The following is a 23,248-nucleotide window of genomic DNA, read 5'->3' as shown; positions in this document are numbered from 1 at the left end:
CTTTGCCTGTTCGCCAGCCTAAAGTTGTGGGCGCGTAGGGGTGGCAAGCGATGAGAGATGTTCGAACGGGTTTCCTGGACGCTATCGGCAACACGCCATTGATCAGGCTGCGAATGCCGTCGGAGGCCACGGGTTGCGAGATCTATGGCAAGGCCGAATTTCTCAATCCCGGCGGCTCGATCAAGGATCGCGCGGCGCTGGCCATGATCGACGATGCCGAGCGATGCGGCAAGCTTGAGCCGGGAGGCGTCATCGTCGAAGGAACAGCCGGCAATGTCGGAATCGGCATAGCGCTCGTGGCGAATGCACGCGGCTATCGAAGCGTGATCGTGATGCCTGACACGCAAAGTCAGGAGAAAAAGGACATGTTGCGGTTGTGCGGTGCCGACTTGCGCCTGGTGCCTGCCGTACCCTATTCCAATCCGGGTCATTACGCGCGCTATTCCGGTCAGCTCGCCGAGGAGCTCGGTGCTTTCTGGGCCAATCAGTTCGACAATGTCGCCAATCGGGACGGGCATTATCGCACGACTGGTCCGGAGATTTGGCAGCAGACGGATGGACGAATCGATGGCTTCACATGTGCCGTCGGGAGCGGCGGTACCTTGGGTGGGATCGCGCGAGCCCTCAAGGAGCGAAATCCCGGCATCAAGATTGCGCTCAGCGATCCCATGGGGGCCGCTCTCTACAATTGGTTCACCAAAGGGGAACTGACGACAGAGGGAGACTCCATCACCGAAGGGATCGGGCAAGTCCGTGTCACCCGGAACCTCGAAGGCACGCCCATCGATACGGCATATCAGATTACGGACGAGGAAGCCTTGCCTGTCCTGTTCGACCTGATCGAGCACGAAGGACTGGTGTTGGGCGGCTCAAGCGCGATCAATATCGTTGGAGCCATGCGACTTGCGCGCGACCTCGGTCCAGGCAAAACCATCGTGACCATCCTCGCGGATGGCGGACAGCGCTATCAATCCAAGCTGTTCAACCCGGAATTCCTGCGCAAGAAAAATCTGCCCCTGCCACGCTGGATGCGCTAGCGAGCCGCCAGGATGCGCGCCCGTCCGTTCACGATTTCCGCGAACGGCCGATGTCGCTCCTGAGCGCTTCCAGCTCCTTGTGCACGGCGCGCGCGGCGTCGCGTTCGATCTTGCGGTAGCGCGCGACAAGCTTTTCGCCGAAGGGCGTGAGCATCGCGCCGCCGCCGTTCTTGCCGCCGGCCTGCGGCTCGACCACGGGATGTCCGCAAATGCGGTTGATCTCGTCCACGAGATCCCAGGCACGCTTGTAGGACATGTCCATGGCGCGGCCGGCCGCCGAGATCGAGCCTTGCTCGCGGATCTGCTCCAAAAGCTCGATCTTGCCGGGCCCGATCCGATCCTCGCCATCGAGGTCGATGCGCAGACTGAGCTGGGGAAGCGATTTGGCGCTCGCGCGCGGCATGACGGGGTCTCTTGGGGCACTTGCATGCGAGATTGCCACTCTTGCCCGCCGCGGACAAGGTGAGGGCGCCCGATTTCCCAAAAGATGGACCTTTGTCGAGGTCCCAAGGGCACGGGCTTCTGCCCCGTGCCCTTGATCGCTGCATCTTATTCCGCGGGGCTTCCGACCACCGCGCCCTGACTGACGTCCTCGCGGGCGAGGATCATCAAAAGGCCGACGATGATGAGCTCGACCACCGCGAAAGCAATGAAGGCGCCGGTGAACGAGCCGGCCGAGGCGTTGATGATGGCGCCCATCATCCAGGGCGCCACGAAGGCCGAGAAGATGCCAAATACCTCGGCGTATCCAATCGCGGCCGGTGCGAGCGCGTCGGAGTATTTTTCGCTGAGCAGGGCGAAGATAGCGCCGCCGCCGAGAAGCGCGATACCGCTGAGTGCTGCAAACAGCACCAGCATCGAGAACGACATCGGTGTGACCACGCTCCACAGGAACATCAGCGCGGTCAGGAAAGCGAGACATGCGGTGAGTTTGATCATGAAGGGCTTGCCGAGCCGATCGGACATGTAGCCGCCAATCACCAGGAATAGCACCTGCGACAACCCCATGACGGTGCCGATGACAGCGCCCGCTTCCGGCGGCATGTGCTGTACTGTGATGAAGGCCGGCACCACCCAGGTGGCGGTGCCGGCGATCGCGAAGGTGCAGGCCACGATGCCGAAGCCGCCGACCGCGATCCATTTCGAGCGGAAGATCTCGCCGAGCGGCAGGTGCTCCTGCGGTGTTTCATTGCCCCAGGTAAAACCGTCGATGCCGAGCTCGCGCGGATTGTTACGGACGACGAGTGCGTCGACGGCTGCAACGAGCAGCGTGCCGATCGCCAGCACGGCGAAGAAGGTCCGCCAACCGGTCGCAATCGTCAGGGGAATGCCGAGCGCGAAATCCATGGTGATGGCGAGGCTGTAGGCGGCGAGGATGATGCCTACCACCGAGCCACGCCGACTTTGCGGAAACCAGCCGAAGATCAGCTTCATGTTGCCGATGAAGATGCCGGCGTCGAAGAAGCCGATCACGAGCCGGAGCATCACGAGCTGCGTGTAGCTTTGCACGAACACCTGGAGCACCATGCCAATACCAGTGCCCGCAAGCCCGATCAGCAGCATGTTGCGCGCCGTCATCGACCGGCTGACCGGAGACCAGACGACCATGCCGATGCCGTAGGTCAGCGCAAAGATGCCTTGGGCGAGTCCCGCCTCGGCGGGATTGAGCTTGAGGCTCTCGGAGACGAATGGCAGGACGGCCGCGAAGGCATACCAGTCGGCGGCGAGAAAGATCTCGCAGAGGATGGCGAGCGCCAGCATGGCTTTTTGCCACCGGGCTATCCGACGGCGGTCGTTCTCGGAGATGGACGTCCAAGTTGTTGTCAGCATGGTCATCATCGGTTCTCGCGGTTTGCGTGTCGACGGAATCGGCGTGGCCTCAGGCGGGCGGCGGCAGGAAGTTGACCTCGTGTTCGGCGGCACGTCGCACGACCTCCTGCGGATCGGGGAGATTGTGGATGCGCTCGAACAGCTCTTTCAGCGACCGCGTCGGTGCGACCCAGAACAGGCTGGTGGCGGTTTCACCCGACTTGTTGAAAATGCCGTGGGGGATGCCCTTGGGCATGCGGACGAGGTCGCCGGCCTTGGCGACAAAGTCCTTGCCGTCGAGCCAGAGGTCGTAGCGGCCGCTCAGCACATAGACGAATTCATCCTGGGTCGGATGCACGTGCGGCGGCACGAAGGTGCCATCCGGAAACACGGCATGCCAGGCCATCGACGCTTCGGAATGCTGCTTCAGCGTGTAGGTCTGGCCCAGAATGTTCCAGATGACGTTGCCAAAGCCTTCTTTGGCAGGGGTCACGCCCGGAGGCATCTCGATCATGGTGGTGTCCTCTGTTGTGTGCGGATCAATCGACGAGAAAATCGGTGACGTAGTGTGCGGAAGACGGCGTTTCCTCGAACACGAGATGACCGGTCGCCGGCACCAGCGTCACGCGTGCGTCGGGGAGCCCTGCTTTCCAGGCATCTGCCTGGGCGGTCGGGCGCAAGCGATCTGCGGCCCCCCACAGCACCAGCGTCGGCATCGTGATTCGATGCAGCCAGTGCGCGAGCTTGGGATTGCCCTGCGGTTCGCTGCGGATCAGCTTGGCAAAGCCCGTGACCTCGCGTCCAAGCCGGGCGTCGAAGGCCGGATCGGGCGCCTTGGGAAAGTAACGGAGTGCCGCGGCCGGATCGTGCGCGAGATAGGCTGGCAGTTCTTGCGGTGCGATCTCGAACAATCCGGGCGCAGGCGCGCTTCCGACCACAAGACCGGCGGGCGCAACCAGCACCAGCTTGCGGACCCGATCCGGCTGACGGATCGCGAACTCCGCGGCAAGCCATCCGCCGAGCGAGAACCCGGCGAGGTCGAACTGCTCAAGGCCAAGCTTGTCGAACAGATCCATGTAGTGAAGGACGTGATCCTCGACGGTGTCGATCGTCTCGGAGTCGCCGGAGTCGCCGAAGCCCGCATGATAGGGGATGATGACCGTGTGCCGCTTCGCCCAATCGCGCGCCATCTCGAAGCCGGTGAAGGTGCCGGTGCCGTGCAGGAACACCAGCACGGGGCCGCTTCCGATGCTGTGAACGACGGTCCGCACGCCGTTGATCGTATGTTCCGCGCGGGAGAAGCCGGTGAGATCGGGCGAGGGTTTGACGGTATCAAGCATGGTCGTCTCCGGTTGAAGGCGGCAGAGCCGGGCGTTGGTGAGTCATGCGGCGGCTTCCTGGCGACCGCTGAGAAGTGAGGCGAATTGTTCGACGGCGTTGGCGAGCCGCGCGGCCGTCATTGGTGCGAGCGGCTCGCCCGGTACGATCTCGCCGCTGCTGGAGTAGATCGCCGTCGAAACGGTGCAGGCTTCGAAGAAGCCGAACAGCGGGCGGAGCTGGTGCTCGACCACCAGCGAGTGGCGCAGGCCGCCGCCGACCGCGGTCAACAGCACCGGGCGGTTGCGCAGCACGCTGGGTTCGATCAAGTCGAATACGTGCTTGAACAATCCGGGATAAGAGCCCTGGAACACCGGGCATCCGATCACGAGACCGTCGGCTTGTTCGATGGCCTCGACGACGGCGCGCGCGTTGTCATCGAGTGCAGTCCGGGTGAAGCCGGCGATGCCGCAACCGGCGTCGACAAGGTCGAGGACGGTGGTCTTCAGTCCATGCTGCGCCTGAAGATCGGCGGCGACGGCTTCCACCAGCATGCGCGACTTCGCCGGGCGCCAACTATTGCCGCAGAAGCCAACGATGCGGGATGTCCTCACCTCGACGCCCTCGTGTCTGGTCGCTTGCTCAGCCCGTCACCCCGAAGACCGTCCATTGCGCACCAGGGCCGGGGAGGCCGAGCAGCGCACGGCCGCACTCTTCGACGATCTGGTCGGCCATCAGGATGTGCTGCGTGCCCGAATGGATGTCGCGATAGAACCGCTGCATCGGCGTGTTGTGCAGCGAGGCGCCGCGCGCGGCGCGATGCGCGAAGGTGGCGACATCCGACAGAACGTCGTGGACGTGGCGCAATGACAGCTTGATCATCGTCATCTGCTCCAGCGACGGACTTTCACCGCCGGCACAAGTCTCCGAGACGTCCTTCCAGGTTTCGTGGACCAACGCACGTGCTGCGCGGAAACGAGCTTCGGCCTGCGCAAACTGGAACTTGAAGCTCGCGCTGTCGCGCGACTTGCCGAATGGATCCTGGCGCTGGACGATCACCTTGACGAGTTCGTCGAGCATGCGGCGGCCGACACCGACGGCCCAGGCGGAATGCGCCCAGGCGCTGTAGCCCGCCAGTCCCAGTGCACCCTGCACACCACCTCGGCGCGGCGCGCCAATGTCAAAATCGTAGGTCATGTGCGTGGGCACGAACAACTCGTCGCCCTCGCTCAAAGTGTAGTCGAAACTTCCCGTCGCGCGCAGGCCGAGCACGTCCCAATTGCCCATCAACTTGATGGTCGCGCGCGGATGGTGGGTGACGACGATCTTGGGCTGGCCGTTCGGGCCGAACACCATGTCCTTGCCGGATGCGTCGGTGACGAAGCAGCCTGAATGGACCCACTCGGCGTGCTGAATGCCGCTGCCATAGGCCCAGTTACCGCGGATCATGTAACCGCCATCGACCGGTCGGGCGAAGCCGCGCGGCACGCCGTTGCCGGCAATCGTAATGTCGGGCCCGCCCGCGAAGACTTTCTTGATGCCTTCGTCCTCGATGTAGATGGCGAGCGTCGTGCCTTCCATGTTGTTGCCGATGGCGCACCAGCCGGCGGAGGCGTGTGCGTAAGCGAGCCGCTCGATCACGGTCATGGCGTCGTAAGGCAGAAGCTCGGCGCCGCCGACCTCCTTCGGGAACAGCATGGTGTAGATGCCGGCCTTGCGCAGCGCCGCTACCACGTCGTCAGTCAGATAGCCCTGTGTCTCAGCCTCCGCGGCCCTGGATTCGACCAGCGGTAGCAGCGCGTCGAGGCGCGCATGGAACTCGGCCACCGTCGGGGTCGCGGAAGGCTTTACGGCGAGTTGCACGGAAGGGCTCATGGTCGGTGTCTCCACGTCGGGCTGTTGGTTCTTCGCGCAACGCTGCTGCACGCGAAGATCTGGGTCGGGCGGAACAGACGCCGGTCGCGGGCAAGACTCCGCCCAAACGCGCCAAAGACTGTTGGTGCGCGCGACGAACGGCTCGCGTTGGTGTCGAGATGTCCCCGTCGGAACCGCGCGAACGTCGTTACGCGATCCCGATGGCCGGGATGCTAGAGATGAGGCGGCCAAAGCAGCAATCCCCCATCATGGGGGGTGTTGGCCATGCTGCTCTGCCGCAAAGCTGGGCCGGGAGAGCAGTGTTTTGCCGCTTCTTTTCGCTTGACCAAAGGTCAGGCGAGGCAGAAATTTTAAGCCTATAACAATCGGCAATGACGCGCGTGTGTCCGAGGGCACCGCGCGTTCGCGCGAGGAGTGGCGGTGAGAGCCGAGCAGGAGCATTTGGATGGTCTGCCCGAGCGCCAGCTCGCAGATCGGCTGATGTCCATCGCCGAGAGCCGCTCGGTGCGCGCGCTTGGCATTGCCTGCTGCTCGGCGATCACGGAATTGACGGGATCGCCGACCGTCGGCCTCTATTTGCTCGACGGGCTCGAACCGGAACTGGTCTACAGCCGGCACGTCGCAGAAGGCCTGCTCGACAATTACAGGGCCGGCTTCTGGAAGCGCGACCCCGTGCTCGACTGCATCATGACCCAAGGCCGCGCGGTCGACGGCGAAACGGTGATCGGTCCGCAGCAATGGCGGCACAGTCCGTCCTTCGAGATGCTGCACGAGTGGGGCTTTGCATACAACATGGGCGGCCCGTTGTGGTGCGGGCAGAAGATCGTCGGCGTGCTGTTTACGGCGACGACCGATACGGACGCGCCCTACACGATGCGGTCGCGGCAGCGCATGGAGATGCTGTGTCGGGCCGGCTCGCTCGCTTTGACCAACATGACGAACGCGGGCGCGATCGACGCCCATCCTGCCGCAATCCGGGTCCCCGAGCCGGCAACGACGCCGGTGGCGACGCTCTCGGCATCGCTTCCGCCACGGTCCGCGGACGTCGCGATCCGGGTCTGCCGCGGCCAGACCAACAAGGAAATCGCCCGCGAGATGGGGATTTCCGATCAGACCGTGAAGGAGCACGTCGCGAACCTGTGCCGACGCTTCGGCGTGCACAACCGCACCGAGCTTGCGGCTTGCCTGCTGAGTCCGAGCGCTCGGCAATAAGGTGCCGCGCCGGGGCAGATGTGGTTGACGATCAGCTTGAGCGAACCGACGAAGGTCGGACGCTGCCGATAGTGCCCGTACCGCGCGTCCCAGCGGCCGGACGTGAGATCGTTGCCGAGCCGAGCATCATCGCACGGCGTGCATCTCCAGAAACGCCTTCACGCCGGTTACGTTACCGGTATCCGACGGCACGTAGCCGGGCAGGGTGGCGACGGCGGCGCGGAAATCGGCGCTGCGCATGATCTCCAGGATGCGCTGCATCGGCCCGGTATCGAGGAAGGCACGCTTGCAGACGAAGAAATAATCCTCGGTGAGGATGCGGATGAAATCGAGGCCGAAGTGGCGCGCGGCCGCCTCGACACCAAAGCTCGCATCCGCCATGCCGCTCGCGATATAGGCCGCGACGGCGGCGTGGGTGAACTCGATCTGCTGCGCGCCGTTGATCTTGCTCTCGTCGATGCCGTTCGCGGCAAGCAGCTGGTCGAACAACAGGCGCGTGCCGGAATCATGGTCGCGGTTGACGAAGCGGACTTTTGGACCGGTGAGATCCTGAAGCGAGGAAATACGCAGCGGATTGCCGCGCGCGACCATCAGCCCCATCTCGCGCGTGACGAAACTGATGATGCGATCCTCGCGCGGATCCAGCCATTCGCGCGCCGCCTTGATGCCCTGGGCCCGCAACGCGCCGTGCGGCAGATGCAGGCCCGAGAGATCGCAGGCGCCCTGCGCCAGCGCGACCAGCGAATGTTGGTTGCTGACATAGCGCAAATCGACGCCGATGCCGGGCTCGCGATCGAGGAATTCGCGCAGCTTTGCCACGGCAAAGCCGTGGCTGGCATGAACGCGGATCACCGAAGGGCGCTGTTCGAGGAACGGCTTGATCTCGCTCGCCAGCTCCTGCGCCAGGTTTTCGAGCTGCGGCCCGAGCCGGGCCTGCATGCGTTCGCCGGCCCATACCAGCCGCTCGCCGAACGGCGTGAGCTTCGAGCCCTTGCCGCGCTGGGTCTCGACCAGAGGGGTTCCGAAGAACTCCGACCATTGCTCGATCAGATTCCAGACGTGCCGGTAGGACAGGTGCACATCGCTGGCCGCGCTCGTGATCTTTCCGGTCTTCCGGATCTCGTTGAGCACGCCGAGCATGATCACGGCGGTGCGCGGGCTGCCCTCGTGGCGAAATCGCCAGACGGCCTCGATCTCGATCTGAAGCATCTGAAATCCTTATGAACTGCACTTCATATGTGAGGCGTCCATTTGCAAACCATATCATATTTACTCCGGCCAATAGGCGCCTAGTCTGGTATACCAGATCAGGAAGAAATATGATGTCCGTTGCATATGACTTTGCGCACTCGCCGGCCACCGAGTTCATGTCCCGGCCGCAGCATCTGCTCATCGACGGCCGCCGCGTCCCCGCGAGCTCCGGCCGTACCTTCAAATCCCTCAATCCCGCCACCGGGCAGGTCATCGCCATCGTCGCCGAGGGTAACGAGGCCGATGTCGAGCACGCCGTGGCAGCCGCGCGGCGGGCCTTCGAAGGCCCCTGGCGCACGATGCGGGCGTCGGAGCGCGGCCAGATCCTGCTGCGCTGGGCGGACCTGCTCAAGCAGCACGCCGAAGAAATCATCGAGCTCGAATCGATCGACGCCGGCAAGCCGATCTCCGCGACGACGCGCCAGGATTTTCCGGCCGCGGTCGACACGCTGATCTATTACGCCGGCTGGGCCGACAAGATCAGCGGCGATGTCGTGCCGGTGCGCGACGATGCATTGACTTATACCGTGCGCGAGCCGGTCGGCGTGGTCGCGGCCATCGTGCCGTGGAATTTCCCGCTGATGATCGGCATGTGGAAGCTCGCGCCGGCGCTGGCCTGCGGCTGCACCATCGTGATGAAGCCGGCAGAGCTGACCTCGCTGTCGGCGCTGCGCATCGCCGAGCTCGCACTCGAAGCGGGCCTGCCGGCGGGCGTCTTCAACGTCGTCACCGGTCCGGGCCGCGTCGTCGGCGACGCGCTGGTCAATCACCCTGACGTGGACAAGGTGACCTTCACCGGCTCACCCGGCGTCGGCCGTGGAATCATGAAGGGCGCGGCGAGCAACTTCAAGCGCGTCTCGCTCGAGCTCGGCGGCAAGTCGGCCAACGTCATCTTCGACGATGCCGATCTCGAAGCGGCGTCCAAGGCTGCGGCCTCAGGCATCTTCTTCAATGCCGGCCAGGTGTGCTCGGCCGGCTCCCGCGTGCTGGTGCAGGAGAAGGCTTACGACGAAGTCGTGGAGCGTCTGGCGGCGCGCGCAAAGTCGCTCAGGATCGGCGATCCGCTCGATCGCAAGACGGTGCTCGGTCCTGTGATCTCCGAGAAGCAGATGAAGTCGATCCTCGACTATGTCGACATCGGCCAAAAGGAGGGCGCGACCCTCGTCACCGGTGGCGAGAAAGTCGGTGATCGCGGCTATTTCATCAGCCCCGCGGTGTTCGCAGGCGTCGCACACGAGATGCGGATCTCGCAGGAGGAGATTTTTGGCCCCGTCGTCAGCGTCATCAAGTTCAAGGACGAGGCCGATGCGCTCAGGATCGCCAACGGCACGGCCTACAGCCTCGCCGCCGGGGTCTGGAGCCGCGACATCGGCAAGCTCCAGCGCTTCGCCAAGCGGGCGCGTGCGGGCACGGTCTGGATGAACACCTATGGCTACACCGACGTGCGCCTGCCCTGGGGCGGCGAGCGCGACTCCGGCCTCGGCCGTGAGCACGGCACCGCCGCGCTCGACAATTTCACCGAGCCCAAGGCTGTCTGGATGAATCTGGCCGTCTGATAACCTCCCGATCGGCCAATCCTGGGCCCGCCTGATCGTCCGGTCAGGCGGGCTCTCTTTTCGACATCGATAAAATTGTCTGCATTCCGCTCAGCGGCGGCAAACCCTGCGGACAAGAAGGCTGCTGCCTTAAACCTCCACTTTGGAACCGGCGTGCATCCTGCCTGCAAAAGGTTGGGGCATCGACATGTCTGTTCTCAGGGAGATCGTTGCGGCGGTTGCGGGAGTCTACGCGCTCCTGTTCGTCTGCGACGCATTGTTCGGCGTCGGCGAGGCGCGTTTCGACGACGCCTATTACAGCGCCAGCTTCTACGCGCCGCGGCCGAAGGAATTCCGCTTCGCCAGCGATACGCCGCCGGCGGTCCGCGTCAGCGAGGCCTTCGCGCAGTTTGCGCCGGGCGAGGCCAAGCCGAACCGGCGCTACTCGTCTCTGACGACGATCATTCGCTAACGTTCGGCCATTCAGGCTTGCTCCGGCGCCGGGGCGTCGCCGGGATGCTGCCCCGCGCGTTGCGGGATCAGCAGCAGGCACCCCAGCATAAAAGCTGCGATCACGACCGAGGCCAGCGGCCGGCTCAGCGCCAGCCCGCCGTGGTCGAGCGGCTTGTCGAGAAAGTCGCCGACGGTCGCACCCAGCGGACGCGTCAAGATGAAGGCGGCCCAGAACAGCGTGACGCGTGAGACGCGGGTCCAGAAGTAAAGTGCAGCGATAACGACGAGTCCGGCCGCGAAGATCAATGCGCCGCCGCGATAGCCCATATCGCCGGTATCCGCGATCCAGTCGCCGAGCGCAGTACCCAGCGTTTGCGAAAAGGTGATCGCGCCCCAATAGAACGCCTCAACGCGCGGTGTGCTGACGCTGTTGACCGAGATCGTTCCCTCGGCGCGATACCAGAGGCCGAGCACCAGCACGAGACAAGTGAGCAGCAGCGTCGAGCCGCCGGTATAGCCGATGCCGAGCGAGCGGTCGGCGAAGTCAGCCATCGTGGTGCCGAAGGTGGTCGATGCGACGATGGTGGCCCAATACAGTGCCGGATGGAATTTGCGCGCGCGGACCTGCGCCGCGACCAGGACGATCATGGCCGCGAGGAACAGGCAGGTCCCGGCCAGATAGCCCCAGTTCAGCGTCATGGTGACGGTGTCACCGCCGGTCTCGCCGAGCGTGGTGGCGGCGATCTTGATGATCCAGAAACCGAGCGTGACCTCGGGGACCTTGCTCTCGCTGATGATATTGCTTTTGGTCTGATCTTCCATGGTGTCCTCGTTGATATGTCAGCCGCGGACCGGGATCCGCGGCTGACGGGATGATGGCGCGCAGAGGCGTCAGGACTTCGCGGCGGTATCCATGGCCGCGAGCAGATCAGCGACTGCCTGTTTGCACTTCGCCGCATCCGGCGCGCCCGCGCGCAACGCCTCCAGCGCGCGGTCGATCGCCTTGTCGACGGTGTGCCAATCGGCTGCCGCGCGCGGCTTCAATCCGGCTTCTGCCTCGTCCCATTTGGTCTCGAGGTCCTTGATCCTTGTCTTGGCGGCGGGGAGGTCGCCCTTGTCGATCAGCGCGGCGACGTCGACCACGATGCTCCGGAACGGCGTGAGATCGCCGAGCTTTGCGGTCGCGGCTTCCGCGAGCGGCACGAAGGTGAAGTGCTGGCTCGCATGCATGCGCGGTTCGCCCGTGAAGGTCGTCACGAGGCAGACGGCGACGGCGGAAATCAGTTTCATCATGTGGTTTCTCCTGGTGGAGCTCCTGCTTCATGCAGAGAGCGGGATTTCGCGGTTGAAGCTATTGCGCCGGATCGGCGCGGCGCCTGTCGTCGCCCTCGAAGGTCACCCAGGCGACGAGGCCGACGATCACGGTCAGGAAGGCGATGCTGGTCTGGATCGTGCCGAGGCCGATGCCGCCGTACTCGCGTGATTGCGAGAGCAGATCGCCGAGCGAGGCGCCGAGCGGGCGGGTCAGGATGTAGGCAAGCCAGAAGGTGAGGACGGGATTGGCGCCGAAATAATAGGCCATCATCACCGCCGCGATCAGCACGCCGAAGGCGGCGACGCCGAGCTGGAAACCGAGACCAAGTGCTTCGGTGGCAAGATCGCCTGCGGCCGTGCCGAGCGCGAAGGTGAAGAGGATGGCCGTCCAATAAAACAGCTCGCGCCGCGTCGTCACGATGCTGTGGATCGACAGCGTACGCTCGACGCCGTACCAGACCGCAAAGGTTGCGGCGAGCGCGCAAGCGAACGCCGCTGTGCTGATGTAGAGGCTGATCTCGAGCTTGTCGGTCAGGAGATCCGTGAGCTGCGTGCCGACGATACTGACGAGAACGACGGTCAGCCAGTAGATCCAGGGCACGTAGACGCGGCGGTTCAGTTGCAGCAGCAGGGCAGCGACCAGCAGGCCGCTCATGCAGATCGCGGTCAGGCTGGCGCCGAGGCCGACATGCACCGCGAGATAGTCGGCGCCGGTCTCGCCAACCGTGGTCGAGAGAATCTTGATGGCCCAGAAGATCGCCGTGACCTCCGGAACCTTGTTCAGCATCCGTTTTGCGCCAAAACCTGAATATTGCGACACGCCCAAATCTCCCAAGCCGAAGCGATGCGAGACCGTCGCGCAGGCGACTTAGGCCGGGCTTAGGGACGAGAATCTTCAACGCGGGGCGGCCTTCGCCGCATTTTGGGCCTGCTGGCGCTCCCTAACTCTGCGCTAAGTCGGAACGGTCATGATTTTGACGGCCGGATGGCCCGGCGGTTTCGAGGATCGAGCTTTGCGGGTTTTACTGATCGAGGATGACAGGATGGTCGGTGCCGCCGTCGAGCAGGCGCTGAAGGATGCTGCCTACGCCGTCGACTGGGTGAGGGATGGCGAGTCCGCGCTGCTTGCCGCCTCAGCCGAGTCTTACGAGGTGCTGCTGCTCGATCTCGGCCTGCCGAACGCGGACGGCCGGGATATCCTGCGGCAGTTGCGCGCGAATGGCTGCAGGTGCCCGGTCATTATCGTCACCGCGCGGGATGGCGTCGATCACAGGATCGAAGGCCTCGATCTCGGCGCAGACGATTATCTGGTCAAGCCATTCGAGATTCGCGAATTGCTGGCTCGGATGCGGGCAGTGCTTCGCCGCGAAGGCAGCGGTGCGTCCGCTGTGCTTGGCAACGGCAAGCTCAGTCTCGATCCTGCGACCCGCGAGGCGTCGCTGTCTGGCCAAACGGCCCTCCTGACCGCGCGCGAGTTCGCGCTGCTCCAGGCTTTGTTGACGCGCCCCGGCACCATCCTGTCGCGGAGCGAGCTCGAGCGGCAGCTTTACGGCTGGAACGAGGAGGTCGAAAGCAATGCGGTCGAATTCCTGATCCACACCATCCGCAAGAAGCTCGGCACGGAGGCGATCCGTAATGTGCGCGGGATGGGATGGATGGTGGATCGCGCGCCATGATCAACTCGCTGCGCGGCCGGCTGTTCATCAGCTTGACGACGATCGTGCTGGTGACCGGCCTCATCGGAGGCGTCTTCGCACACCGGTGGGCATTCGATGAGGCGATCGAGACGCAGGACTCCGTGCTGATCCAGATCGCGGGCCTCGTTCAGAGCGGTGGCTTCACCGGAGCTCAGGACCTCCATGGGGTCGATGAAAACTCCGAAGTCTGGCTGATGGAGCTGGGCAGGGCGCCGCAAGGCACACCCGAGGAGCGCCAATTGTGGCGGCTTCAGGATGGGATGCGCGATGCAACGCGACAGGGAAAGCCGGTCCGGGTGGTGCTGAAGACGCGATCCGACGGCAGCCGGTTTGCCGTGGCCCAGAGCACGGGTGTCAGGGATGAGATCGCAAGTGACATGGCGCTCCGCACCGTGCTTCCGATCGCCGCGCTGATCCCTTGCCTGATGCTGGTGATCGCCCTTGTCATAGCCGGATCGCTTCGACCCATGGTCCGGCTGGCGGACGAACTCAACGCACGGCGTGCGGATGACATGACGGCCTTGCCGCTGCGCGACCTCCCAAGCGAACTGAATCCGTTCGTGTCTTCCATCAAGGGCCTGTTGCAGCGCATGCACGAGATGATAGGGCAGCAGCGAAGGTTTATCGCGGACGCCGCGCACGAACTGCGCACTCCGCTTACGGCGTTGAGCGTACAGGCTGAGAATCTCGATCACGTCGAACTGCCACCGGCCGCGCGCGAGCGCCTTGCAGCGCTTCGGCAGGGCATGAGTCGCAGCAAGCATCTTCTGGAGCAGTTGCTTGCGCTGGCACGACACGACGCTGAGTCCACCGATTGCGGGCAATGGGAGGTTGTGGAGCTCGACCTCGCGGCGAAGAGCGTCATCGCCGATCTGTTGCGGGAGGCGATCAGCCGCGGAGTCGATCTTGGTTTCGAACGGGCCGAGTCAGCTCCGGTGCGCGGCGAGCCGGTCATGCTCGCAGCCATGATCCGCAATCTTCTCGATAACGCGCTCCGTTTCACGCCGGCGGGCGGCAGGATCGATGTGGCGATTTACCGGGACGGCACCAAGGCTGTGCTTCGGATCGAGGACAATGGGCCAGGCGTGTCCCCCGAAGAGATCGGCCGGATATTTGAGCCGTTCTTCCGTGGGCAGCGGCCGGAAGGCGAGGGCGTCGGTCTGGGCCTCTCGATCGTCAAGCGGATTGTCGATCGGCTTGGGGGATCGATCGACGCTGCGAACATCACGGAGGGCGAACGAAGCGGATTGCGGATCGTCATCAAACTGCCCGCGGCGGCCGCGTAATATCACTCCCCCTGGATCCATTCCGCCACGCCGCGCCACAGCGTGTCGCGGTGCTCCGGGCGGAAGAAGCCGAAATGGCCGATCGCCTTGGCGCCGATTTCGGACGGCTTGACCGTCAGCACCTCCGGCTTGATCGCGGAGAAGCCGCTCGCGAGCAGCTCGACCGCGGGCCGCGTCGCCCAGGGATCGTCGGAGAAGCAGAGCGCGCGCAGCTCGCCCTTGAACTTTGCGAAGTTCTCCAGCGCCGGCAATTTGGAGTCGAACAGATAGCGCGGGCTGGAGACCCAGTCGGCCCATTGCAGGAAGACGCCCTTGGGCAGATCCTCGCCGATACCGGCCCAGGCCGGCGCGTAGCCGAGCGCGTGGACGAGCGGCACACCGACGAAATTCATGAAGGCGTAGACGCGATATTTTTCCGGCGACTCCATCAGCCGCCAGGTCGCGGCCTGCGAGGCCACGAAGGCGGCGCGTGAAATGTCGCTGTTGTTGTCGATCAGCCCCAGCGCCTGGCCGCCGAAGGAGTGGCCGACATAGGCGAGCGGCAGGGTGGTGTAGCGCTCGCGCATCCAGCGCACCGCGGCGGTGACGTCCTGCGCGGCCCAGCCCGACATCGAGGCCTTGAATCCGACCAGCGATTTCGGCTGGTTGTAGCCGACCATCGCCGGCTGCCGGGAATCGCCGATGCCGCGATAATCGTAGGTCAGGACCGCGCAGCCGCGATGGGCGAGGTAGGAGGCAAAGCCGCGATAGATCTTTCGCGGGACGGCGGTGGCGGAGTTGATCAGCACGGCATGGCGTTTGGTGCCGCGCGGCAGGAACAGGGTGCCTGCCAGCGGATACCCGTCAGTCGCCGGGAAGCTGATCTCGTCGATGAAAACGTCGTCGCGCGCCGCGTCCATGGGCAGCCGATGTCCTGCCGGTTTCCTTGCCAGCCCTCAGCAAATGCGAATTCGGCTTTCCCCGCAAGGGTTTGCAGTGCGAAATGGATTTACAACTGGCGGCCGGGGACCGGGCTGTGTATAAGGCGGCCCTCGCAACCCACAGATCAGGTTGTGCTTTTTTACTTCACGGAGAGATTGCGATGTCCGAGCGGTGGACGCCCGAGTCCTGGCGCAGCAAGCCGGTGCTACAGGTGCCCGATTATCCCGACGCCAAGGCCTTGGCCGACGTCGAGGCGCAGCTTGCGACCTTTCCGCCGCTGGTGTTCGCGGGCGAGGCGCGCAATCTGAAGAAGTCGCTGGCCCGCGTTGCGGCCGGCGAGGCCTTCCTGCTCCAGGGCGGCGATTGCGCCGAGAGCTTTGCCGAGCACGGCGCCAACAACATCCGCGATTTCTTCCGCGTGCTGCTCCAGATGGCGGTGGTGCTGACCTATGCCGGTGCGGTGCCGGTGGTGAAGGTTGGCCGCATTGCCGGCCAGTTCGCAAAACCGCGGTCGTCGCCGACCGAGAAGATGAACGGTGTCGAGCTGCCGAGCTATCGCGGTGACATCGTCAACGACATCGCCTTCACCAAGGAAGCGCGCGTGCCGGATCCGCAGCGCCAGCTGATGGCCTATCGCCAGTCGGCCGCGACGCTGAACCTGCTGCGGGCGTTCGCGACCGGTGGTTACGCCAATCTCGGCAGCGTGCATGAGTGGATGCTCGGCTTCCTCAAGGATAGCCCGCAGTCCCGCCGCTACAAGGAACTCGCCGACCGCATCTCGGACGCGCTCAATTTCATGCGCGCCTGTGGCCTCGATCTCGAGGCCCATCCCGAGTTGCGCGCGACCGATTTCTACACCAGCCACGAAGCGCTGCTGCTCGGCTACGAGCAGGCCATGACCCGCGTCGATTCCACCACCGGCGACTGGTACGCGACCTCGGGCCACATGATCTGGATCGGCGACCGCACCCGGCAGCTCGATCACGGCCATATCGAATATTTCCGCGGCATCAAGAATCCGATCGGCCTGAAGTGCGGCCCGTCGCTCAAGTCCGACGAGCTGCTGAAGTTGATCGACGTGCTCAACCCCGACAACGAGCCGGGCCGGCTGACGCTGATCAACCGCTTCGGCTCCGACAAGGTCGCCGATCATCTGCCGGGACTGATCCGCGCCGTGAAGCGCGAGGGCAGGGTTGTGGTCTGGTCGTGCGATCCCATGCACGGCAACACCATCACCTCAACGTCAGGCTACAAGACGCGCCCGTTCGACCGCGTCCTGTCGGAGGTGAAGTCGTTCTTCACCATCCACGCGGCGGAAGGCACGCACGCCGGCGGCGTGCATCTGGAGATGACCGGTCAGGACGTCACCGAGTGTATCGGCGGCGCCCGCGCGATCACCGACGAGGATCTCAACGACCGCTACCACACGGTCTGCGATCCCCGCCTTAATGCCGAGCAATCGATCGACATGGCTTTCCTGATCGCGGAGCTCCTCAAGCAGGAACGCGCCGGCAAGGCCAGGCCGATGCCGGTCGCCGCGGGGCTCTAACACCTTGCTGCGGATCTGGAAGGCGACGATCAATTCGCGTAACGGTCTGGCCTTCGCGTTCCGGTCGGAGCAGGCCGTTCGCGAGGAGATTTTTGCGCTCATCCTGTCGGTGCCGCTGGCATGGTTCGTCGCCGCGACGGCGCTGCGGGCGGTCGAGCTGGTCTGTTCGGTTGCGTTCGTGCTGACGGTCGAGCTGCTCAACACCGCGATCGAGAAGCTTGCCGACCGGCTGACCATGGATCACGACAAACAGATCGGCCGGGTCAAGGACATGGGCTCGGCCGCGGTCGGCGTTGCGCTGCTGATGGCCGGCGCATTCTGGATCATCGCCATCATCGAGCGATTGGGGTTCCTCTGAAGCGGAGTGCGGCGGCCATGACCGAACGTCTCAACGTATTCGCGGTCACGCTCGCCCAGCTCAATCCGACCATGGGCGACATCGAGGGCAATGCCGCGAAGGTGCGTGCCGCGCGCGCGCAAGCCAGGTCCGACGGCGCCGATCTCGTGCTGTTTCCGGAATTGTTCATCGCCGGCTACCCGCCGGAAGATCTGGTGCAGAAGCCGGCGTTCCAGGACGCCTGCCGCGGCGCGATCGAGGCGCTCGCGCGCGAGACCGCCGATGGCGGCCCGGCGGTGCTGGTCGGCACGCCCTGGGTCGAGGACGGCAGGCTCCATAATGCCTGCGCGCTGCTCGATGGCGGAAAAATCGCCGCACTTCGCTTCAAGTGCAATCTGCCCAATTACGGCGTGTTCGACGAGAAGCGGCTGTTTTCGCGCGGCCCGGCCGCGGGTCCCGTGACCGTGCGCGGCGTGCGCATCGGCGTGCCGATCTGCGAGGACATCTGGCAGGAGGAGTCCGAGGATTACGAGAACGTGGTCGAGACGCTGGCCGAGACCGGCGCCGAGATCATCCTGGTGCCGAACGGCTCGCCCTATGCCCGCGACAAGAGCGACGTGCGCCTCTCGGTCGCCGTGGCGCGCGTCACCGAGAGCGGGCTGCCGCTGGTCTATCTCAACCAGGTTTGCGGACAGGACGAGCTGGTGTTCGACGGCGGTTCCTTCGCGCTCAACGGCGATCTCTCGCTCGCGGCGCAATTGCCGGCGTTCGAAGAGAGTGTCACCACATTGCGCTTCACCAGGAACGGCGAGGATTGGCGCTGCGCGGGGCCGATTGCCGCGCAGCCGGAGGGCGACCACGCCGACTACGCCGCCTGTGTGCTGGGCTTGCGCGACTATGTCGCCAAGAACGGCTTTCCCGGCGTGCTGCTCGGCATTTCCGGCGGCATCGACTCCGCTCTCTGCGCGGCGATCGCGGTCGATGCGCTCGGTGCCGACCAGGTGCACGGCGTGATGCTGCCTTATCGCTACACCGCGGCGAGCTCGATCGCGGACGCGGGCGAGCTCGCCGGGCATCTCGGAATCCGCTACGAGGTGCTGGCCGATCGCTGAAGCCGTGACCGGCTTCGAGACCATCCTGTCCGGCATCTTCAAGAATCTGCCGCCCGACATCACCGAGGAAAACCTGCAGGCCCGCACCCGCGGCACGTTGCTGATGGCGATCTCCAACAAGACCGGGCTGATGGTGGTGACGACAGGCAACAAGTCTGAAATGTCGGTCGGCTACGCCACGCTCTATGGCGACATGAACGGCGGCTTCAATCCGATCAAGGACATCTACAAGACGCAGGTGTTTCGGCTGGCCGCGCTGCGCAACCACTGGAAGCCCGACGGCGCGCTCGGGCCTGCGGGCGAGGTCATTCCGCCTGATATCATCACGCGCCCGCCGACGGCGGAGCTGCGCGAGAACCAGACCGACCAGGACTCGCTGCCGCCTTATGACGTGCTCGACGCCATCCTGGAGCGTCTGATCGAGCGCGAGGAGCCGCTCGACAAGATCATCGCCGCCGGCTTCGACCGCGAGACGGTCACCCGCATCGATCATCTGCTCAACGTCGCCGAATACAAGCGCCGCCAGGCTGCACCGGGCGTGAAGGTGACGGCCCGGAATTTCGGCCGCGACCGCCGCTATCCCATCACCAACCGCTTTCGCGACAAGGGCGAGCCGTCGCCTGCGGCGGACGAGACACTGGTCTCACGCGGCAGCAAGGCGTCGATCGACGCGTTCGAGGGCTGATGCGAGCCGCGCGGCGGGGCAGGCGATGGCGCCCCACCGCTGTCATCATCCGCGGGGGCGGATGATCCAGTACTCCGTGGCGGGCATTGTAGGAACCGACTGCTGACACGGGTTACTGGATGCCCCGCCTTCGCGGGGCATGACAGTGCGAAATCAGCTTGCTGCTACGACGGGACTGCGAAAAACATCACCCGAAGCAAGTGGGTGTATTCGGATTCGAGCACCATGATGGTCACAAACACCATTACCGCGATCGGCGGCAGCAGGATGGCATAGGTGAGGGCCAGCCGCTCCCAGGCCATGTGCATGAAGACGGCGACGATCAGGCCGGCCTTCAACACCATGAACAGCAGGATCAGCGACCACCTGAGGTAGCCGTGTAGGCCAAAGTAGTCGACAAGGTAGGAGCATGTGCTGAGGACGAACAACCAGCCCCAGACCACGAGGTAGAGCTTGATCGGGTGCTGTTGCCCTTTGGCGTGCACGGCTGCTGTTGCGACTGCGCCGTGCGCCGGAGCGTGGAGCTGGCCTTCCATGTGTACCGCCGCGTTTGTCATGCGCCGACCTCACCAAAGATAGAACAATGCAAAGATGAACACCCACACGAGATCGACGAAGTGCCAGTACAGGCCCATGATCTCGACGATCTCGTAATAGCCCTTGCGGCTTGTGAAGAAGCCACGCCTCTCGACGTCGAAGTCGCCCCGCCAGACCTTTCGCGCGATCGCGATCAGGAAGATCACGCCGATCGTCACGTGGGTGCCGTGGAAACCCGTGATCATGAAAAAGCTTGAGCCAAACTGCGCCGCGCCCCATGGATTGCCCCAGGGTCGAACGCCCTCCATGATCAGCTTGGTCCATTCGAACGCCTGCATTCCGACGAAGGTTGCGCCGAATGCCGCCGTGACCAGCATCAGGATTGCGGTTCTCACGCGATCGCGGCGGTAGCCGAAATTGACGGCCATCGCCATCGTGCCGCTGCTGCTGATCAGGACGAAGGTCATGATGGCGATCAGGATCAGCGGGATGTGGTGGCCCCCGATATTGAGGGCGAAGACTTCGCTGGGATTCGGCCACGGCACGGTCGTGGACATGCGCGCCGTCATGTAGGAGAGCAGGAAGCAACTGAAGATGAAGGTGTCGCTGAGGAGGAAGATCCACATCATGGCCTTGCCCCAGGACACGTTCTTGAAGGCGCGCTGATCGGACGCCCAGTCGGCGGCGATGCCGCGCCAGCCTTCAAGCCGCGCAGGCGATTGGCCCGAATGTGTCAGCACGGTTTCAGCCATCTGGTCTCGCCTCCCTAGCTCAGCAATTGACGGCAGATGTTGACGAAATCGTCGGTCCAGCCCGTGAGAAGACCGAGCAGGACAAGCCAGACCAACAGCAGGAAGTGCCAGTAGATGGCGCACAGCTCCACGCTCAAGCGCATCTCGGCGATCTCGGCGCCGCGCCATACCTTGGCCGAGGTTCGCCCGAGGGCCACCAGGCCACCCGTCAGATGCAGCCCGTGCACCGCGGTCAACAGGTAGAAGAAGGAATTTGCCGGATTGGACGCCACGAAATATCCGGCAGCCCCGAGCCGTTGCCAGGCCAGGAGCTGTCCGGCGAGGAAGATCACGGCAGATGCTCCGCCGGCGAGCAGACCGATCTTGACGCTCTCGGTATCGTCTCGCCCGGCAGCCACGTACGACCATTGCAGCGCGACACTGCTCAGGACCAGGACGCCCGTGTTGACCCACAGCAGCCGCGGGACCGGCAGCGGCCGCCAGTCCACCACGCTCATGCGCATCGAGTAGGCGCTGATGAAGAGGACGAACAGTGTGCTCGCGACAGCGAGAAACACGCCAAGTCCGACCTTCGCTGCCGGCCAGGTCATGCTATCGCCGCCGGGGAAATCACCGACCGAGCCTTCCTCCAGCCAGGGCTTGGCCATCAGCCGCTGCTGCGACAGCCACCATCCGGCGATCACCGCAAGCACAGCCAGGAACAGGATGATGGCACTCACGAAGCAGCTCCCTGAACGAGCTGCGTCGCGCGCGGCGGCTGGTTCTGCGGAATGAAGTCCTCCGCAGCACCGGGCACACTGTAGTCATAGGCCCAGCGGTACACGATCGGGAGCTCCTTGCCCCAGTTGCCGTGCCCCGGCGGCGTCTCCGGCGTCTGCCACTCCAGCGTCGTCGCCCGCCACGGATTGCCGCCCGAGGCCTCACCCTTGAACAGGCTCCAGGCAAGATTGAACAGGAACACCATCTGGCTGAAGCCGACGGTCAGGGCCACCACGGAGATGAAGGCGTTCAGTGTATGGGCCGAGGACGGGATGAACGCCGGGTCGCCGAGTTCGAAATACCGGCGCGGAACCCCGAGCAGTCCCAGATAGTGCATGGGGAAGAAGATCAGGTAGGCGCCGAGGAAGGTGACCCAGAAGTGAAACTTGCCCAGGACGTCGTTCAGCATCCGCCCCGTGACCTTGGGGTACCAATGATAGATCGCGCCGAGCACGACCATGATCGGTGCCACGCCCATCACCATGTGGAAATGCGCGACCACGAACATGGTGTCCGAGAGGGGCACGTCCACGACAACGTTGCCGAGGAAGAGGCCGGTGAGGCCGCCATTCACGAAGGTGATGATGAAGCCGAGGGCGAACAGCATCGGCACCCTGAGATGAATGTCGCCGCGCCACAGCGTCAGCACCCAGTTGTAGACCTTGATCGCGGTGGGGATCGCGATGATGAGCGTCGTGGTGGCGAAGAAGTACCCGAATTGCGGGAACATGCCGCTCACATACATGTGGTGCGCCCACACGACGAAGCTGAGCGCACCAATCCCCACGATGGCCCAGACCATCATGCGATAACCGAAGATGTTCTTGCGCGCATGCGTGCTGATCAGATCGGAGACGATGCCGAAGGCGGGCAGGGCAACGATGTAGACCTCGGGGTGGCCGAAGAACCAGAACAGGTGCTGGAAGAGCAGCGGGCTGCCGCCGCCATATTTCGAAAGCGTGCCCATCTCGACGAGGGAGGGCATGAAGAAGCTGGTTCCCAGCAGGCGGTCGAGCAGCAGCATCACCGAGGCGACGAAGAGTGCAGGGAATGCCAGCAACGCCATGACGGTCGCCGTGAAAATGCCCCACACCGTCAGGGGCAGGCGCATCAACGTCATGCCGCGGGTGCGCGCCTGCAGCACCGTGACCACATAATTCAAGCCGCCCATCGTGAAGCCGATGATGAACAGGATCAGGGACGACATCATGAGAATGATGCCCCAATCCTGCCCGGGCGTTCCGGAGAGGATTGCTTGCGGCGGGTATAGCGTCCAGCCGGCGCCGGTGGGGCCGCCGGGGACGAAGAATGTCGAGGCCAGCACCAGGACCGCGAGCAGGTAGACCCAGTAGCTCAGCATGTTCACATATGGGAAGACCATGTCCCGGGCGCCGACCATCAGCGGGATCAGGTAGTTGCCGAAGCCGCCGAGGAACAATGCGGTGAGCAGATAGATCACCATGATCATGCCGTGCATGGTGATGAACTGGAGGTACTGGTTGGCATCGATGAAAGAGAAGGTGCCGGGGAATCCCAGTTGCAGTCGCATCAGCCACGACAGCACCAGGGCCACCAGCCCGATGGCCGAGGCCGTCAGCGAATACTGAATGGCGATCACCTTGGCGTCCTGCGAGAAGACATACCGTGTCCACCAGCTCCTTGGATGATAGAGCTCGACTTCAGGTACTTCGGCAGGCGGGATGCCTGCGATCCCTTCATATGGAATATCGACCATAGAAACCTCCTCGGTCGTTTCCATCGGGGGTGAGGCGTCGGCCTCGTGCACCCGATCCATCTTCGCAGCGGCAGC

General features: G+C 64.1%; 23 protein-coding genes and 1 pseudogene. 9 read left to right on the top strand and 15 right to left on the bottom strand.

All coding sequences use genetic code 11. The features are described 5' to 3' along the window. Positions 1-50: 50 nt before the first annotated feature. Entirely contained in the window at positions 51-1,037 is a 987-nt protein-coding gene (locus tag ACVJ5M_RS30620) for a cysteine synthase A (RefSeq protein WP_063984002.1), read from the top strand. Positions 1,038-1,065: 28 nt separating this feature from the next. Here ACVJ5M_RS30620 and ACVJ5M_RS30615 read toward each other — a convergent pair whose 3' ends face one another. From ACVJ5M_RS30615 to ACVJ5M_RS30590, 6 genes are all read right to left on the bottom strand, one after another. Then, positions 1,066-1,440, bottom strand: a complete 375-nt coding sequence (locus ACVJ5M_RS30615; protein WP_063984001.1) for a winged helix-turn-helix domain-containing protein — start codon at positions 1,438-1,440, stop codon at positions 1,066-1,068. 146 nt (positions 1,441-1,586) lie between these two features. Next, on the bottom strand, positions 1,587-2,798 hold the full coding sequence (locus tag ACVJ5M_RS30610) for an MFS transporter (protein WP_052435626.1): 1,212 nt from the start codon (positions 2,796-2,798) through the stop codon (positions 1,587-1,589). A 118-nt stretch (positions 2,799-2,916) separates the two neighbouring features. After that, the gene (locus ACVJ5M_RS30605) at positions 2,917-3,360 is read right to left on the bottom strand and encodes a cupin domain-containing protein (protein WP_028159377.1); all 444 of its coding nucleotides are present in this window, start codon (positions 3,358-3,360) and stop codon (positions 2,917-2,919) included. Positions 3,361-3,385: 25 nt separating this feature from the next. Then, positions 3,386-4,186 (bottom strand): alpha/beta fold hydrolase, encoded by an 801-nt coding sequence (locus ACVJ5M_RS30600; protein ID WP_063984000.1) that lies wholly within the window; start codon positions 4,184-4,186, stop codon positions 3,386-3,388. 42 nt (positions 4,187-4,228) lie between these two features. Continuing rightward, a complete protein-coding gene (locus ACVJ5M_RS30595) occupies positions 4,229-4,777 on the bottom strand; it encodes an NAD(P)H-dependent oxidoreductase (RefSeq protein WP_084795173.1) in 549 nt (182 codons plus the stop codon). A gap of 28 nt (positions 4,778-4,805) precedes the next feature. After that, positions 4,806-6,038 carry an acyl-CoA dehydrogenase family protein gene (locus tag ACVJ5M_RS30590; RefSeq protein WP_063986456.1) on the bottom strand — a complete coding sequence of 411 codons (1,233 nt, stop codon included), beginning with the start codon at positions 6,036-6,038 and terminating at the stop codon, positions 4,806-4,808. Between the two features lie 420 nt (positions 6,039-6,458). Here ACVJ5M_RS30590 and ACVJ5M_RS30585 point away from each other — a divergent pair, with 420 nt between their 5' ends. Then, positions 6,459-7,250, top strand: coding sequence for a response regulator transcription factor (locus ACVJ5M_RS30585; RefSeq protein WP_135214413.1), 792 nt, complete (start codon positions 6,459-6,461; stop codon positions 7,248-7,250). A 126-nt stretch (positions 7,251-7,376) separates the two neighbouring features. On the opposite strand, the gene ACVJ5M_RS30580 is transcribed toward ACVJ5M_RS30585, so the two are convergent. Further along, complete coding sequence (locus ACVJ5M_RS30580) at positions 7,377-8,459, bottom strand: substrate-binding domain-containing protein (protein WP_354099530.1); 1,083 nt, start codon at positions 8,457-8,459, stop codon at positions 7,377-7,379. A gap of 113 nt (positions 8,460-8,572) precedes the next feature. Here ACVJ5M_RS30580 and ACVJ5M_RS30575 point away from each other — a divergent pair, with 113 nt between their 5' ends. Together ACVJ5M_RS30575 and ACVJ5M_RS30570 are read left to right on the top strand one after the other, a co-directional pair. Further along, a complete protein-coding gene (locus ACVJ5M_RS30575; RefSeq protein WP_063986455.1) occupies positions 8,573-10,057 on the top strand; it encodes an aldehyde dehydrogenase family protein in 1,485 nt (494 codons plus the stop codon). 187 nt (positions 10,058-10,244) lie between these two features. Then, positions 10,245-10,508 (top strand): hypothetical protein, encoded by a 264-nt coding sequence (locus ACVJ5M_RS30570; protein ID WP_063983997.1) that lies wholly within the window; start codon positions 10,245-10,247, stop codon positions 10,506-10,508. An 11-nt stretch (positions 10,509-10,519) separates the two neighbouring features. Here the strand turns inward: ACVJ5M_RS30570 and ACVJ5M_RS30565 are convergent, their stop codons facing one another. The 3 genes from ACVJ5M_RS30565 to ACVJ5M_RS30555 form a co-directional block, all read right to left on the bottom strand. Next, positions 10,520-11,311, bottom strand: coding sequence for a COG4705 family protein (locus ACVJ5M_RS30565; RefSeq protein WP_063983996.1), 792 nt, complete (start codon positions 11,309-11,311; stop codon positions 10,520-10,522). A 69-nt stretch (positions 11,312-11,380) separates the two neighbouring features. Next, complete coding sequence (locus ACVJ5M_RS30560; RefSeq protein WP_063986454.1) at positions 11,381-11,719, bottom strand: hypothetical protein; 339 nt, start codon at positions 11,717-11,719, stop codon at positions 11,381-11,383. Positions 11,720-11,840: 121 nt separating this feature from the next. Next, entirely contained in the window at positions 11,841-12,590 is a 750-nt protein-coding gene (locus ACVJ5M_RS30555) for a COG4705 family protein (RefSeq protein WP_063983995.1), read from the bottom strand. A gap of 226 nt (positions 12,591-12,816) precedes the next feature. On the opposite strand from ACVJ5M_RS30555, the gene ACVJ5M_RS30550 reads away from it, so the two are divergent. Together ACVJ5M_RS30550 and ACVJ5M_RS30545 are read left to right on the top strand one after the other, a co-directional pair. After that, positions 12,817-13,479 (top strand): response regulator transcription factor, encoded by a 663-nt coding sequence (locus ACVJ5M_RS30550; protein WP_063986453.1) that lies wholly within the window; start codon positions 12,817-12,819, stop codon positions 13,477-13,479. Continuing rightward, on the top strand, positions 13,476-14,786 hold the full coding sequence (locus ACVJ5M_RS30545) for an ATP-binding protein (RefSeq protein WP_354097869.1): 1,311 nt from the start codon (positions 13,476-13,478) through the stop codon (positions 14,784-14,786). Before ACVJ5M_RS30550 ends, ACVJ5M_RS30545 begins: the two co-directional genes overlap by 4 nt. A gap of 2 nt (positions 14,787-14,788) precedes the next feature. On the opposite strand, the gene ACVJ5M_RS30540 is transcribed toward ACVJ5M_RS30545, so the two are convergent. Then, complete coding sequence (locus tag ACVJ5M_RS30540; protein ID WP_063983993.1) at positions 14,789-15,685, bottom strand: alpha/beta hydrolase family protein; 897 nt, start codon at positions 15,683-15,685, stop codon at positions 14,789-14,791. Positions 15,686-15,867: 182 nt separating this feature from the next. Between ACVJ5M_RS30540 and ACVJ5M_RS30535 the strand changes: the two genes are divergently transcribed. From ACVJ5M_RS30535 to ACVJ5M_RS30525, 3 genes and pseudogenes are all read left to right on the top strand, one after another. Then, on the top strand, positions 15,868-17,256 hold the full coding sequence (locus ACVJ5M_RS30535; protein WP_063983992.1) for a class II 3-deoxy-7-phosphoheptulonate synthase: 1,389 nt from the start codon (positions 15,868-15,870) through the stop codon (positions 17,254-17,256). Positions 17,257-17,260: 4 nt separating this feature from the next. Next, positions 17,261-17,614: a diacylglycerol kinase gene (locus tag ACVJ5M_RS30530; RefSeq protein WP_063983991.1), complete on the top strand. Its 354-nt coding sequence runs from the start codon at positions 17,261-17,263 to the stop codon at positions 17,612-17,614. Positions 17,615-17,631: 17 nt separating this feature from the next. After that, a pseudogene (locus ACVJ5M_RS30525) lies at positions 17,632-19,390 on the top strand (NAD+ synthase). A 164-nt stretch (positions 19,391-19,554) separates the two neighbouring features. On the opposite strand, the gene ACVJ5M_RS30520 reads toward ACVJ5M_RS30525, so the two are convergent. Genes ACVJ5M_RS30520 through ACVJ5M_RS30505 form a run of 4 tightly spaced genes read right to left on the bottom strand, consistent with a single transcriptional unit; the run spans position 19,555 to position 23,173 of the window. Next, positions 19,555-19,947: a cytochrome C oxidase subunit IV family protein gene (locus tag ACVJ5M_RS30520; RefSeq protein WP_063983989.1), complete on the bottom strand. Its 393-nt coding sequence runs from the start codon at positions 19,945-19,947 to the stop codon at positions 19,555-19,557. Between the two features lie 9 nt (positions 19,948-19,956). Continuing rightward, positions 19,957-20,679 (bottom strand): heme-copper oxidase subunit III family protein, encoded by a 723-nt coding sequence (locus ACVJ5M_RS30515; RefSeq protein ID WP_063983988.1) that lies wholly within the window; start codon positions 20,677-20,679, stop codon positions 19,957-19,959. A 14-nt stretch (positions 20,680-20,693) separates the two neighbouring features. Continuing rightward, positions 20,694-21,398: a cytochrome c oxidase subunit 3 gene (locus ACVJ5M_RS30510; RefSeq protein WP_063983987.1), complete on the bottom strand. Its 705-nt coding sequence runs from the start codon at positions 21,396-21,398 to the stop codon at positions 20,694-20,696. Further along, entirely contained in the window at positions 21,395-23,173 is a 1,779-nt protein-coding gene (locus ACVJ5M_RS30505) for a cbb3-type cytochrome c oxidase subunit I (protein ID WP_354097868.1), read from the bottom strand. The genes ACVJ5M_RS30510 and ACVJ5M_RS30505 overlap by 4 nt, the downstream gene beginning before the upstream one ends. Positions 23,174-23,248: the final 75 nt, after the last annotated feature.

The sequence above is a fragment of the Bradyrhizobium sp. S3.7.6 genome (assembly GCF_054061875.1).
Note: the sequence above shows the minus strand (reverse complement) of the source record. Positions and strands in the feature narration are given on the sequence as shown.

Bases quoted from the DNA above. Each gene is read 5' to 3' on its own strand.
- ACVJ5M_RS30600 (WP_063984000.1), bottom strand. From the start codon at position 4,186: ATGCTTGATACCGTCAAACCCTCGCCCGATCTCACCGGCTTCTCCCGC.
- ACVJ5M_RS30570 (WP_063983997.1), top strand. From the start codon at position 10,245: ATGTCTGTTCTCAGGGAGATCGTTGCGGCGGTTGCGGGAGTCTACGCG.
- ACVJ5M_RS30620 (WP_063984002.1), top strand. From the start codon at position 51: ATGAGAGATGTTCGAACGGGTTTCCTGGACGCTATCGGCAACACGCCA.
- ACVJ5M_RS30610 (WP_052435626.1), bottom strand. From the start codon at position 2,798: ATGCTGGCGCTCGCCATCCTCTGCGAGATCTTTCTCGCCGCCGACTGG.
- ACVJ5M_RS30520 (WP_063983989.1), bottom strand. From the start codon at position 19,947: ATGACAAACGCGGCGGTACACATGGAAGGCCAGCTCCACGCTCCGGCG.
- ACVJ5M_RS30515 (WP_063983988.1), bottom strand. From the start codon at position 20,679: ATGGCTGAAACCGTGCTGACACATTCGGGCCAATCGCCTGCGCGGCTT.
- ACVJ5M_RS30590 (WP_063986456.1), bottom strand. From the start codon at position 6,038: ATGAGCCCTTCCGTGCAACTCGCCGTAAAGCCTTCCGCGACCCCGACG.
- ACVJ5M_RS30565 (WP_063983996.1), bottom strand. From the start codon at position 11,311: ATGGAAGATCAGACCAAAAGCAATATCATCAGCGAGAGCAAGGTCCCC.
- ACVJ5M_RS30560 (WP_063986454.1), bottom strand. From the start codon at position 11,719: ATGCATGCGAGCCAGCACTTCACCTTCGTGCCGCTCGCGGAAGCCGCG.
- ACVJ5M_RS30505 (WP_354097868.1), bottom strand. From the start codon at position 23,173: ATGGTCGATATTCCATATGAAGGGATCGCAGGCATCCCGCCTGCCGAA.
- ACVJ5M_RS30615 (WP_063984001.1), bottom strand. From the start codon at position 1,440: ATGCCGCGCGCGAGCGCCAAATCGCTTCCCCAGCTCAGTCTGCGCATC.
- ACVJ5M_RS30535 (WP_063983992.1), top strand. From the start codon at position 15,868: ATGTCCGAGCGGTGGACGCCCGAGTCCTGGCGCAGCAAGCCGGTGCTA.
- ACVJ5M_RS30605 (WP_028159377.1), bottom strand. From the start codon at position 3,360: ATGATCGAGATGCCTCCGGGCGTGACCCCTGCCAAAGAAGGCTTTGGC.
- ACVJ5M_RS30575 (WP_063986455.1), top strand. From the start codon at position 8,573: ATGTCCGTTGCATATGACTTTGCGCACTCGCCGGCCACCGAGTTCATG.
- ACVJ5M_RS30540 (WP_063983993.1), bottom strand. From the start codon at position 15,685: ATGGACGCGGCGCGCGACGACGTTTTCATCGACGAGATCAGCTTCCCG.
- ACVJ5M_RS30580 (WP_354099530.1), bottom strand. From the start codon at position 8,459: ATGCTTCAGATCGAGATCGAGGCCGTCTGGCGATTTCGCCACGAGGGC.
- ACVJ5M_RS30555 (WP_063983995.1), bottom strand. From the start codon at position 12,590: ATGCTGAACAAGGTTCCGGAGGTCACGGCGATCTTCTGGGCCATCAAG.
- ACVJ5M_RS30545 (WP_354097869.1), top strand. From the start codon at position 13,476: ATGATCAACTCGCTGCGCGGCCGGCTGTTCATCAGCTTGACGACGATC.